General features: G+C 68.4%; 9 protein-coding genes. 1 reads left to right on the plus strand and 8 read right to left on the minus strand.

All coding sequences use genetic code 11. From position 1 onward, the window contains the following. Window positions 1–2: 2 nt before the first annotated feature. The 5 genes from priA to KF796_04755 form a co-directional block, all read right to left on the minus strand. A complete protein-coding gene (priA, locus tag KF796_04735) occupies window positions 3–2,087 on the minus strand; it encodes a primosomal protein N' (GenBank protein ID MBX3585929.1) in 2,085 nt (694 codons plus the stop codon). 367 nt (window positions 2,088–2,454) lie between these two features. Next, window positions 2,455–3,543, minus strand: a complete 1,089-nt coding sequence (gene hemE, locus KF796_04740) for a uroporphyrinogen decarboxylase (protein ID MBX3585930.1) — start codon at window positions 3,541–3,543, stop codon at window positions 2,455–2,457. A 38-nt stretch (window positions 3,544–3,581) separates the two neighbouring features. Beyond that, window positions 3,582–4,535, minus strand: coding sequence for an alpha/beta hydrolase (locus KF796_04745; protein ID MBX3585931.1), 954 nt, complete (start codon window positions 4,533–4,535; stop codon window positions 3,582–3,584). Further along, the gene (locus KF796_04750; GenBank protein MBX3585932.1) at window positions 4,536–5,858 is read right to left on the minus strand and encodes an O-acetylhomoserine aminocarboxypropyltransferase/cysteine synthase; all 1,323 of its coding nucleotides are present in this window, start codon (window positions 5,856–5,858) and stop codon (window positions 4,536–4,538) included. It abuts the gene before it with no gap. A gap of 594 nt (window positions 5,859–6,452) precedes the next feature. Next, window positions 6,453–6,929 (minus strand): CoA-binding protein, encoded by a 477-nt coding sequence (locus tag KF796_04755; protein ID MBX3585933.1) that lies wholly within the window; start codon window positions 6,927–6,929, stop codon window positions 6,453–6,455. A 109-nt stretch (window positions 6,930–7,038) separates the two neighbouring features. On the opposite strand from KF796_04755, the gene KF796_04760 reads away from it, so the two are divergent. Then, entirely contained in the window at window positions 7,039–8,622 is a 1,584-nt protein-coding gene (locus tag KF796_04760) for an acyl-CoA synthetase (protein MBX3585934.1), read from the plus strand. 6 nt (window positions 8,623–8,628) lie between these two features. On the opposite strand, the gene KF796_04765 is transcribed toward KF796_04760, so the two are convergent. The 3 genes from KF796_04765 to KF796_04775 all read right to left on the minus strand — a co-directional run bounded on the left by KF796_04765 (window position 8,629) and on the right by KF796_04775 (window position 12,241). Then, complete coding sequence (locus tag KF796_04765; protein ID MBX3585935.1) at window positions 8,629–9,240, minus strand: thioredoxin family protein; 612 nt, start codon at window positions 9,238–9,240, stop codon at window positions 8,629–8,631. 30 nt (window positions 9,241–9,270) lie between these two features. Then, complete coding sequence (locus tag KF796_04770) at window positions 9,271–11,433, minus strand: thioredoxin family protein (GenBank protein ID MBX3585936.1); 2,163 nt, start codon at window positions 11,431–11,433, stop codon at window positions 9,271–9,273. Between the two features lie 67 nt (window positions 11,434–11,500). Beyond that, window positions 11,501–12,241 carry an alanyl-tRNA editing protein gene (locus tag KF796_04775; protein ID MBX3585937.1) on the minus strand — a complete coding sequence of 247 codons (741 nt, stop codon included), beginning with the start codon at window positions 12,239–12,241 and terminating at the stop codon, window positions 11,501–11,503. Between the last annotated feature and the right edge of the window lie 32 nt (window positions 12,242–12,273).

Below are 12,273 nucleotides of genomic sequence, written 5' to 3' on the forward strand. Positions count from 1 at the left end.
GTTCAGACCGCCAGCGGGTCCACATCGACCGCCCAGCGGATCAGGCCTTTCTCGCGCGTGGCCTGCAGCACCGCCTGCCAGTGCGCGAGGAAGTGTTGCAGCGCCGAACGCGAAGCGCTTTCGACCAGCATCTGCGCGCGCTCCACGTTGGCCACGCGCTGCACGCTCATGGGCACGGCGGGGTACAGCGTGACGTGTTCGAAGGCTGCCACCTCCCGGGCGGCGGCGCTGGCCGCGGTGAGGAAGGCCTGGGCCGCTTCCTGGGTGCGGGCCTCGGCGCGCACCAGGGCCTGGAACGAAAACGGCGGCATGCCCGCCTGCTCGCGTTCCAGCAGCTGCTGAGCCGCAAACCCGGGGTAGTCGTGGCGTCGCAACGCCGTGAACAGCGGGTGCGTGGGGTGCCAGGTCTGCACCCACATCTCGCTCGCGCCGGCCTGGGCGGCGTCGCGCCCGGCCCGGCCCGCGGCCTGCATCAGCAGCGAAAACAGCCGTTCAGGGGCCCGGAAGTCGCTGGAAAAGAGCGCGGTGTCGGCATTGAGCGCCGCCACCAGCGTGATGCGCCGGAAGTCGTGCCCCTTGGTGATCATCTGGGTGCCCACCAGCACATCCACCTCCCCCGCATGAACCTGCGCCAGCTGCGAGGCCAGCGCGCCCTTGAGCCGCGTGGTGTCGGCGTCCATGCGGGCCACCCGCACGGGCTGGCCCTGTACATTGAGCGTGCCCTGCAGCAATGCAGCCAGGTGTTCTTCCAGCTGCTCGGTGCCGCGGCCCAGTGGCGTGATGTCCTGGTTGCCGCACGCGGGGCAGGCGCGCGGCACCCGCTCGGTGAAGCCACAGTGGTGGCAGCGCAGCGTGCGGTCCAGCTTGTGGAACACGCGGTAGGCGCTGCAGTGCGGGCATTCGCTTTTCCAGTCGCAGGCGCTGCAGGCCAGCACCGGGGCGTAGCCGCGCCGGTTCAGGAACACCAGCGACTGCTCGCCGCGCGCCAGCCGTTGCTGGATGGCGTCCAGCAACGCGCCGGAGAACACGGTCTTCTTCGGCTGCAGGTTCATGTCCACCAGGCGCACCGCAGGGAAGCGGCCCGCGTCCGGCGTGCCCGGGCCCTGCCCGATGCGCGCGGCCATGACCAGGCGCTGGTAGCGGCCCTTCTCGCAGGCCTGCCAGCTTTCCAGCGAGGGCGTGGCCGAGCCCAGCAGGACGCGGGCGCCTTCCAGCTTGCCCCGGTACACGGCCAGGTCGCGCGCGGAGTAGCGCGCGCCTTCCTGCTGCTTGTAGCTGGGGTCGTGCTCCTCGTCCACCACGATCAGGCGCAGCGCGGGCAGCGCGGCGAACACGGCCATGCGGGTGCCCAGCACGATGCGCGCGGCGCCCGTATGGGCGGCTAGCCAGCTTTTCAGGCGCTGCGGGTGGGTCATGCCGCTGTGCAGCGAGACCACGGCTTCCGCGCCAAAGCGCTCGATGAAGCGCGCTTCGAGCTGGGGCGTGAGGTTGATCTCCGGGACCATCACCAGGGCCTGGGCATGGGGCTCGCGTGCCAGCAGGGTCTGCACGGCGTGCAGGTAGACCTCGGTCTTGCCGCTGCCCGTGGCGCCGTACAGCAGGAACGGGCCGCCACCGGCTTCCAGGGCCTCGAGCGCGCGGCCCTGTTCGGCGCTGAGCTGGATACTTCTTGTTTCAATTGACGGCAAAACCGCCGCGGACGTGGCCGGCGCGCTGGCCTGGCGCTTGAGCCGGCGAGCGATCTGCTGGCTCGACAGCCCTCTCAACTGGGGGGGCAGCGCGGCCATGGCCACCTCGCCTGCGCCTCGCTGGTAATAGTTCGCTGAAAACGTAACGAGTTGTCTCCAGCTTTGGGGCAGAGGGGCAATGCCTTCCAGCACCCCCGCAATGGGCTTGTCCTCGGCGGCCTCCCGCTGCGGACCTGGCATCTGCGGGTCGTCCCAGACCACGCCCAGGACTTCGCGCGAGCCCAGTGGTACACGCACCAATGTACCCGGTGGGAGTGGAAACTCACTTCGGTAGCTCAAGGGGCCGCTGATCGTGCTGTGGACCGGTGCAGCAACGAGGACGGCAAGGCGGTGGGACATCTGGAAGCGCAGGTTAGGGGGTCTTCTTCAGGTCAACTTACGGAAAAGCCCTTAAGTCTTTGATTTAAAAGCATTTTGACAATGATTCAGGTTTTCTGTGGATAACTTTGTTGATAGATTGCCCTGACACGCTCCGAAGCCCCGAAAATCAAGGCCTTCACTGGATTGCCTTCAAAAAAAGCAATTCGATAAATCGTTATGAATCAAGGGCTTGGGCGCGCTATTGGTTTTATAGCAACGCCCGCCTCCGGGGGGTCTGTCTTCTGCGCCGCAGCACAACTTTTGTGCATAAGTCAAGCGCGCTGGCAAAGTTTTTGCTGAGTGTGGGACCTAGGGTACACCCTGATGACGGTTCTGTGACAAGGCTTTATCCGCGCATCTGGCGCGAGTGGGCATGCACCGCATCCACCAGCACTGCCACATGTTCCGGCGGGGTGTGCTGGCTGATGCCATGGCCCAGATTGAAGATGTGGCCAGTGCCCGGGCCGTCGCTGGCGTGGGGCGCGCCGAAGGCATCGAGCACCTTGGCGGCCTCGGTGCGTATCTGCGCGGGCGGCGCAAACAGCACATTCGGGTCCAGGTTGCCCTGCAGCGCCTTGCTGTGGCCCACCAGCGCGCGCGCCTGGCCCAGGTTGACCGTCCAGTCCACCCCCAGCACCTCGCAGTCCAGCGCGCCCATCTGCTGCAGCCACAGGCCACCGCCCTTGGTGAAGACGATGCGCGGGATCTTCACCCCGTCATGCTCGCGCCGCAGCTGGGCCAGCACGCGTTCGGTGTAGGCCAGGCTGAACTGCTGGAAGGCGCCATCGGCCAGCACGCCGCCCCAGCTGTCGAAAATCATCACGGCCTGGGCCCCGGCCTCGATCTGTGCATTGAGGTAGGCGGCCACGGCGTCGGCGTTGATGGCCAGCATGTGGTGCATCAGGTCGGGGCGGCTGTACAGCATGGACTTGACCAGGCGGTAGTCGTCCGAGCCCGCGCCTTCGACCATGTAGCAGGCCAGCGTCCAGGGGCTGCCCGAAAACCCGATCAGGGGCACGCGGCCGTTCAGGGCCTTGCGGATCGAGGTGACGGCATCAAACACATATTTGAGCTTGTTCAGGTCGGGTACCTGCAGCGCCCTGACCGCCGCCTCGTCGCGCACCGGGGAGGCAAACTTCGGGCCCTCGCCCAGCGCAAAACTCAGGCCCAGGCCCATGGCGTCGGGCACGGTCAGGATGTCGCTGAACAGGATGGCCGCGTCCAGCGCATAGCGCTCAAGCGGCTGCAGCGTGACTTCGGTTGCGTAGTCCACGTTGGTGGCCAGCCCCATGAAGCTGCCGGCCCGGGCCCGGGTCTCGCGGTACTCGGGCAGGTAGCGGCCCGCCTGGCGCATCAGCCAGACCGGCGTGTGGGGCGTGGAAAGGCGCCAGCAGGCGCGCAGGAAGGTGTCGTTTTTCAGGGGCGGGAAGCTCATGCCCAGGATTGTCGCAGGCCGCCTGCCCGCGGCGGGGCTCAGGGCTTGAGCATGGCAATCTCGGCAAATGCCGCCAGCGCATCGAGCATCAGCTTGCGCGCCTTGTCGCTGGCGTGCTGCATCCGGGCAAAGTCGTGCGTCATGCGCGGCACGCCGAAGAACTCGCAGCGGGCGCCCACCATGCGCAGCCAGTCGTGCAGCTGGATCGCGTCGTCGTGGGCCACGTCCTGCTCGGCCGCCACCAGCACGCTGACGGGCGGCGCCTGTGAGGGGGCATTGCCATGCATGAGCACGGCGCGCTCGTCCCAGATGTCCCAGCGGCCACGCAGGAATCCTTGCCAGGCGCGAATCGCGTCGGCCCGGGAGAACACGGGCGACGGGGCGCAGCGGATGTAGCTGGCCGTGTTGAAGTCGGGTTTGACCAGCGGGTACAGGGCCAGCACCGCCTCCACGCTGCCCGGTTGCATGCGGCACAGCCGCCAGGCGGCCTGCAGCGCGGCATGGCCCCCGCTGCCGTCGCCGCCCACCAGCAGGCGGTAGGGGTTGACGCCCAGCTTGGCGCGCCCCTCCAGCAGCGTGCGCAGGGCCAGCAGCGCCGCTTCGCTGCCCTGCAGCAGCGGGCCCTCGGAGGCGGGAGGCAACTGCACACATGCCACCGCCACGCCCAGATCGTGGGCCAGCTGGCGGCACAGGCCATCGTGTGAGTCCAGCGTGCCCGTGGCCCAGCCGCCGCCCGGGAACCAGGCCATCAGGACCGGCTGGCTGGCGCCCGTGGGCCAGTGCAGGCGCGCGGGCAGGGTCATGCCGCTGGGCCGCAGCTTGAAATCCCCCGAGGTCACGGGCACCAGCACCGAGGGCAGGCGCAGCGCCACGGCCGCGCTGCGCGCCAGGTGCGCGGCCAGGTCCGCGGGGTCAGCCGCGGGGTCAGCCGCGGGTGGCAGCTCGCGCTGGAGCTGGTCGATGAAGTCGTGCAGGTCGGGGTCGATCTGCATTCACGCCACCGCCTTGCGCAGCGCCTGGTCGATGTCCCAGACGATGTCGTCGCCGTCCTCGATGCCCACCGACAGGCGGACCATGTCAGGGCGCACGCCGGCGCGGGCCAGTTCGTCTTCGCTCAGCTGCCGGTGGGTGGTGGAAGCGGGGTGGATCACCAGCGTCTTGGCGTCGCCAATGTTGGCCAGGTGGCTCAGGAATTCGCAGGCGTCGATGAAACGCTCACCGGCCTTTGCGGGATCCGGTGCCCGGATGCCGAACGTGAGGATGCCCGAGCTGCCAGGCGCGCCATCGATGCTGCGAAACTGCTTTCTGGCCAGCGCATGGTGCGGTGAATCACTCAGGCCCGGGTAGTTGACCCAGCTGACCAGCGGGTGGTCGCTGAGGAACTGCGCCACCCGAAGCGCATTGCGGCAATGCGCCTGCATGCGCAGGTGCAGGGTTTCAATGCCCTGCAGGATCAGCCAGGCATTGAGCGGCGACAGGCTGGCGCCAAAGGTGCGGTTGACCTCCATGCGCGCCTTCATGGTGTAGCCGAAGTTGCCAAAGGTCTCGTAGAACTTCACGCCGTGGTAGGCCTTGCTGGGCTCCAGCATGTCGGGGAATTTGGGCGCCGACAGGGGCGAGGCCCAGTCGAAACGGCCCGATTCCACCACCACGCCGGCCATGGTCGTGCCATGGCCCCCCAGGTACTTGGTGGCGCTGTGCACCACGATGTCGGCGCCAAAGGCAAACGGGTTGCACAGGTAGGGGCTGGCCACGGTGTTGTCGATCACCAGCGGCAGCCCGTGCTCATGCGCCACGGCCGCCACGGCCTCGATGTCGAACACATTGACCAGCGGGTTGCCCAGCGTCTCGCCGTACACGGCGCGGGTGGTGGGGCGGATCGCGCGGCGGAAGTTGTCGGGGTCTTCCGGGTCGACGAAGCTCGTTTCGATGCCCAGGCGCGAGAAGCCCACGCCCAGTTGGCCGACGGTGCCGCCGTAGAGCGTGGACGCGGCGACGATGTGGTCGCCCGCCTTCAGGATGGCCAGCAGCGCCGTCATCTGCGCGGCCATGCCGGTGGCGCAGGCCAGCGCGGCGCGGCCGCCTTCCAGCGAGGCCACGCGCTCTTCCAGCACCGCCACGGTGGGGTTGCTGATGCGGCTGTAGACATTGCCAAAGGTCTGCAGGTTGAACAGGCTGGCCGCGTGCTCGGCGCTGTCAAACACAAAGCTCGTGGTCTGGTGGATGGGCGTGGCGCGCGCGCCCGTCACAGGGTCGGGGATGGCGCCTGCATGGATGGCTCGGGTGCCGAAGCCGTAGTCGCGGTCTTTTGTCATGTTGCTTTGCTTTTTTCGCTCGCTGCTTCGCGCCGGGCTGTGCGCGGCGGGGGCTCACACTGGGGCGGTTGGCGCTTTGCGCCCACTGCGCTGCGGTGCTCGGCACAGGGTCGCGCCGCGGAACTCGCTGCGTGCGCTTTGCGCACTCCGCTCAAACAGCCACGGCGAGTCAGATGACGAAGCGCGCTGCGCGCGCCGACCCTGTGCCTGCGCTCCTCGCCGCCCCAGAGATCGCCCCCGCCGCGCACAGCCCGGCGCGAAGCGGGGAAGTGGCGCTCAAACTGTGGGCGTGCCAACACTGTCTCGGCAAAGGCGTGTGCGCCTGGCCTGGGGTGCGCCTCTGGCGCGCCGAGTAGCGCAGGGCTGGTGGCCGCGCGCGCAGCGCGCTTCGTCATCTGACTCGTCGTGGCTGTTTGAGCGCAGCGCGCAAGGCGCGCGTAGCGAGTTCCACGACGGGCCGCCAGCCCGAGCAACGCAGGGCAGTCACCGCAACGCGGTGACCGCGCCAGTGAAGCGCCCCAGGCCAGGCGCACACGCCTTTGATGCACAAAAGCAGCAAACCCGACAAGCGCAATGGCAACCAGATGAGGCATCTCAATAAGGCAACTGCTGCGGCCGCCGCGAAGAGATAACGCGCGTGTTCACGCCAAACCACCCCAGCCCGCCAAACAGCCGGGCGTGCTCGATCTTCACGCAGCGGTCCATCACCACATCCAGGCCGGCGGCGCGGGCCTGGGCGGCGGCGGGCTCGTTGACCACGCCCAGCTGCATCCACAGGCACCTGGCGCCGATGGCGATGGCCTCGTCGGCCAGCGGTGGAATGTCTTCGCTCTTGCGGAAGCAGTCCACCATGTCGATGCGGTGGTCGGCCGCGGCGGCGCTCAGGCTTGGGTAGCAGCGCTCGCCCAGAATTTCGGTCGCCATGGGGTTCACCGGAATGATGCGGTAGCCGTGGGCCTGCATGTACTTGGCCGCGAAGAAACTGGGCCGGTGCCATTGCGGCGAGAGGCCCACTACTGCGATGGTTTTACAAGTCCCCAGGATGCGGCGCAGGTCATGGATGGTGCTCATGGCCGCAGTGTAGATCGCAAGGGCTTTTTGCGGCAGCCTCCGCGTCATCCCCGATGCGCGCACGCGCGGCGGCCTGCTACAACCGAGTGTCATCTCCACAGGAACCCCCATGCCTTTGAACACGTCCGAACTGGATGCCTCCCTGCGCGCCGCGCGCCAGCACACCATTGGCGACGTCCTGCGACGCACCGCGCAGCGCCTGCCCGACAAGCCCGCCGTGGTGTTTGACGGCACCACCTGGACTTACCGCGAGCTCGACGCCACCTGCAACCGCGTGGCCAACGCTTTTCTGGCCCGGGGCGTTCAGGCCGGCGACCGCGTTGCCATCCTCTCGCGCAACTCGAGCAGCTTTGTGGCGCTGCGCTTTGCGCTGGCGCGCATTGGCGCCGTGCTGGTGCCCATCAACTTCATGCTCAACGCGGGCGAGATTGCCTTCATCCTGCGCAGCTGCGGCGCGCAGACGCTGGCCGTGGGGTCGGAGTTTCTGGCCACGGGCCAGCAGGCCGCGGCGCAGGACACGGCCGTGCAGTCACTGGTCTGGCTGCCGCAGGAAGGCAGTGGCCCCGCGCCGGCCGGCATGGTGCAGTTCTCGGACCTGCTGGATGCGCCCGACACGCCGCCCGCCGTGCCGGTCGACTCCCAGGCGCTGGCGCAGATCGTCTACACCAGTGGCACCGAGTCGCTGCCCAAGGGCGCCATGCTCACCCACGACGCCGTGCTCTGGGAGTACGTGAGCTGCGTGATGGAGCAGGAGATGCACACGGGCGACAGCATGCTGCACGCACTGCCGCTGTACCACTGTGCCCAGCTCGATGTGTTCCTGGGCCCGGCGGTTTATGTGGGCATGACCAATGTGATCACGGGCCAGCCCAAGCCCGAGGTCATCCTGCCCATGCTGGCGCAGCACAAGGTCAGCTCGTTCTTTGCGCCGCCCTCGGTGTGGATTGCGCTGATGCGCTCGCCGCTGTTCGACAGCACCGACCTGCGGCACCTGCGCAAGGGCTACTACGGCGCATCCATCATGCCGGTGGAGGTGCTCAAGGAGCTCGCCGCGCGCCTGCCCCACATGCGGCTGTGGAACCTCTATGGCCAGACCGAGATCGCGCCACTGGCCACGGTGCTCAAGCCCGAAGACCAGCTGCGCAAGGCCGGCTCGGCCGGGCGCGCCGCCATCAACGTGGAAACCCGCGTGGTCGATGACCAGATGCGCGACGTGCCCGTGGGCGAGGTCGGCGAGATCGTGCACCGCTCGCCGCAGCTGCTCAGCGGCTACTTCAATGACCCGGAGAAGACGGCCGCCGCGTTCGAGGGCGGCTGGTTCCACAGCGGCGACCTCGCCACCATCGACGACGAGGGCTACATCACCGTGGTAGACCGCAAGAAGGACATGATCAAGTCCGGCGGCGAGAACGTGGCCAGCCGCGAGGTCGAAGAAGCCATCTACCAGCTGGCGGGGGTCAGTGAGGTGGCCGTGATCGGCCTGCCCGACCCGCAATGGATCGAGGCGGTGACCGCCGTGGTGGTGCAAAAGCCCGGCGCGGGCCTGACCGAGGCCGCGGTGATGGCGCATTGCCGGGAGCGGCTGGCCGGCTTCAAGGCCCCCAAGCGCGTGGTGTTTGCCGAGGCCCTGCCCAAGAACCCCAGCGGCAAGATCCTCAAGCGGGACCTGCGCCAGGCCTATGCCAGCGCCTGAGCGGGCTCAGCTCTTGTACTTGATCGAGCAGCCGTAGGGCTGGGTGGCCGCGGCGCTGATCGGCTTGCCGGCCAGCGCCTCGTTCAGACCCACCTTGACGTAGTTGGTGGCCCTGGCAATGTCGTCAGGCCGGGCCGAGGGGATGCTGTCAATGCCGCCGGCATAGACCAGCTTGCCCTGCGGATCCACGATGTACATGTGGGGCGTGGTGCGCGCGCCGTAGGCCTTGCCGGCGGTGCCTTCCTCGTCCATCAGCACGGCGGTGGGGACGGCCTTGCGCTCGTTGAGCCAGGCCACCAGCGGCGCGGGCTCCAGGTAGTCGGCGCTGGCTTTCTCGGTGGAGTTGATGGCCAGCCAGACCACGCCCTTGCCCGTGGCCTCTTTCTGTGTGGCCGGCATGTTGCCGCTGTTGTAGTGCTTGCGCACAAACGGGCAGCCCGGGTTGGTCCACTCCAGCACCACGTGCTTGCCCTTGTAGTCGCTGAGCTTCACGGTCTTGCCGCTCGCGTCCTTGAGCGTGAAGTCGGGGGCCGGCTGGCCGACCGTGGCGGCCGCGTGGGCGGCGCCCAGCCCGAAGGCGAGCAGGGTGGTGGCGGTGATCAGGGTTCTGCGCAGCATGAGGACACTCCTTGGGAAGAGGGGGACAACCTACAGTCGGGCAATGGCCGCGCGGACCTCGTCCACGCTCAGCACTTCAGACAGGATCACCGGCGCCGCGCCGGGCTTGTAGAACACATACACCGGCACGCCGTTGCGCCCCAGGGTGCGCAGCGCGGCGGTGATGGCCGGGTCGCGCCGCGTCCAGTCGGCGCGCAGCATCACCACCTTCTTGGCGTCCAGATCGGTCAGCACGTCGGTGTTGGCCAGCGTGGTTTTCTTGTTGTACTGGCAGGTCACGCACCAGGCGGCCGTGAAATCCACAAACACCGGCTGGCCCGTGGCCACCAGCTGATCCACCCGGCCCGGCTCCCAGGCCTGCCAGCGCGAACCCGCGGCCACCACGCTGGCCTGGGGCTGGCCTTGTGTGACAAAAGAGCCGGCAGTCCAGGCCACGCCGGCCAGGAGTGCTATGGAAATGGTAGCAACCACAACCCGCGCGCGACCGGTGAGCGTCAGCGCCCAGATCACCATGCTCAGGCCCACCAGCAGCGCCAGCAGGGCGCCCGCGCCATCAATGCCGCTTTGCTGGCCCAGCACCCAGACCAGCCAGGCCACGGTGGCGAACATCGGGAAGGCCATGAGCTTGCGGAAAGTGTCCATCCAGGCGCCGGGGCGCGGCAGCGCACGGGCCACGGCGGGGACCCAGCTGGCCAGCAGATAGGGTACGGCCATGCCCAGGCCGATGGCGCCAAACACCAGCAGGGCCTGGGCGGCGGGCAGGCCGATGGCAAAGCCCAGCGAAGCGCCCATGAACGGCGCGGTACAGGGCGAGGCAATGGCCACGGCCAGCACGCCCGACAGGAAGGCGTTGAGCGCGGGGTTGCGCGCCTCCATCGACGCGACGCTGGACGGCAGGAAGCTGCCGAATTCAAAGACGCCCGCCAGGTTGAGACCGATCACCGTGAACAGCGCGGCCAGCCCCGCCACCACGGCCGGGGACTGCAGCTGGAAGCCCCAACCCAGCTGCTCGCCCGCCGAGCGCAGCGCCAGCATCAGCGCACCCAGCGCCAGGAAGGACACCACCACGCCGGCCGTGAAGGCCAGGCCGCTGATGCGGTGGGCGCGCCGGTCGTCGGCGTGCTGGGTGAAGCTCACCACCTTGATGGCCAGCACCGGAAACACGCAGGGCATGAGGTTGAGGATCAGGCCGCCCAGCAGCGCGCCCAGCACGGCGGCCAGCAGCGTGAGCGAGGGCCCGGCCGCCGGCGGCGCGGCATTGGCCCTGAGCGCGGCTTCCAGCGCGGGCGAGACCGTGGCCGCGGCGGCGACCTGGGGCCAGTTGCCCAACACCTTGATCTCGGCCCGCCAGGCTTCGCGACCGCTGTCGCCCGTGGTGGCCAGCACCACGGGCATGACCGACGGGCTGTTGCTGCGCTGCGCCGACAGCGGCACGCTGGCGGTCCAGACGGCGCCGTTCCAGGCCTGGGTGATGGGGGCCGCGGTTTCAATGACCTCGGGCGTTTCGGGGAAGAACTCGAGCGTCTTGCCGCGCAGGCCCGCGGGCAGGCCCTGCACGCTGAGCTTGAGCGCGTTGCCGTCAATCTGGATGCTGCTGTCGGGGCGCACGCCGCCCACGCTGCCCATCACCGGCCGGGGCTGGGCCTTGAAGGCGGCGTCGAACGCCGCACCGTCGATCGCCGTGGCGCTGCGCACCGGCACCTTGAGCAGGAAATCACCTTCCTCGGGGATGCATTCCTTGCGGCAGACCAGCCAGGCGGCGTGCAGCTTCACTTCGAGCGCCTGGGTCAGCACGCCGGGCTTGAATTCAGGCGTGATGGTCAGCGGCACCGGCAACAGCACGGTGTTGTCGTAGCCATAGTTGGCCAGGTTGCCAATGGGAATCTTTTTGGGCACCGGCCAGGCAATGTCGCCGGCCATCACGCCGGGCGGCAGGGTCCACTCCAGCTGGGTGGGCAGGCCCGAGTCGCCCGAGTTCTTCCAGTAGGTGTGCCACTCGGGCTTGTGGGTCAGCCGCAGGCCGACCCAGACGGTCTGCCCGGCGGTCACGCCCTCGGGGGCGTGGGCCAGCAGCTCGGCGCGCACCTGCTCGGTGGTGACCTCGGATTTGGCGGCATTTTGGGCCGCAGCCCCCGTGGCTGCTGCACTGCTTGCTATGAAAGCAATAGCGAAAAGGAGGCGGGACAGGTTCATGACCGTTGTGGGAGCCGCGCCGCGGCGCTAAGTTCCTGGGATACGTGCCCGGGCGCGCGCACCGCGCTCAGGCAAAACCCAGCACCACGCGCCGGGTGCTGGCCGATTTCTTCTCGATCTTGGTCACCACCACGGCCCCGATTTCGGTCGTGTTGGCCACGTGGGTGCCGCCGCAGGGCTGCAGGTCGATCAGGTCGGTCGCGCCGATGCGGATGGTTCTTACAACGCCGCTGCCGCGCGGCGGGCTCACGCTCATGCTCTTGACCAGCGCCGGGTTGGCATCCAACTCGGCATCGGTGATCTCGCCCACGCTGACCGGGTGGCCGGCCGCCACCAGCGCGGCAATGCCGGCGGTCAGCGCCTCCTTGTCCAGCGGGTCGGTCATGTTGAAGTCCAGCCGCGCGTAGTCGGGCGTGATGGAGCAGCCGTTGACCAGCTGCGGCACCAGATGGCACAGCAGGTGGGTGGTGGTGTGAAAGCGCATCAGCCGGTGACGGCGGGCCCAGTCGATGCGCGCGGTCACGGTGTCGCCTTGCTTCAGTTTTGATAGCGCTTCGTGGCCGTCTGGCGTGGACTGGTGGCATATTTCGTGGGTAAACCGGCCCTCGGCGTCCTTGCCCTTGCGGGTGTCGGCAATGGCCAGTTCGGTGCCGTCGGCCAGCACCAGCCAGCCGCTGTCGCCGGCCTGGCCGCCGCCCAGCGGGTAGAACACGGTGCGGTCCAGCACGATGCCGGCGTCGGTGATGGCCGTCACCACGGCCGTGCATTCGGTCTGGTAGGCGTCTTGGCGGAACAGGTCTTGGGTCATCGGGTGATGGTAGCCAATCGGGCCCGGCCCTG

Origin of the sequence: Ramlibacter sp. (genome assembly GCA_019635435.1) — a bacterium.
GTDB lineage: Bacteria > Pseudomonadota > Gammaproteobacteria > Burkholderiales > Burkholderiaceae_C > JAHBZM01.

Coding starts and splice junctions, on each gene's coding strand:
- priA (MBX3585929.1), bottom strand. CDS start 2,087: ATGTCCCACCGCCTTGCCGTCCTCGTTGCTGCACCGGTCCACAGCACG.
- hemE (MBX3585930.1), bottom strand. CDS start 3,543: ATGAGCTTCCCGCCCCTGAAAAACGACACCTTCCTGCGCGCCTGCTGG.
- KF796_04745 (MBX3585931.1), bottom strand. CDS start 4,535: ATGCAGATCGACCCCGACCTGCACGACTTCATCGACCAGCTCCAGCGC.
- KF796_04750 (MBX3585932.1), bottom strand. CDS start 5,858: ATGACAAAAGACCGCGACTACGGCTTCGGCACCCGAGCCATCCATGCA.
- KF796_04755 (MBX3585933.1), bottom strand. CDS start 6,929: ATGAGCACCATCCATGACCTGCGCCGCATCCTGGGGACTTGTAAAACC.
- KF796_04760 (MBX3585934.1), top strand. CDS start 7,039: ATGCCTTTGAACACGTCCGAACTGGATGCCTCCCTGCGCGCCGCGCGC.
- KF796_04765 (MBX3585935.1), bottom strand. CDS start 9,240: ATGCTGCGCAGAACCCTGATCACCGCCACCACCCTGCTCGCCTTCGGG.
- KF796_04770 (MBX3585936.1), bottom strand. CDS start 11,433: ATGAACCTGTCCCGCCTCCTTTTCGCTATTGCTTTCATAGCAAGCAGT.
- KF796_04775 (MBX3585937.1), bottom strand. CDS start 12,241: ATGACCCAAGACCTGTTCCGCCAAGACGCCTACCAGACCGAATGCACG.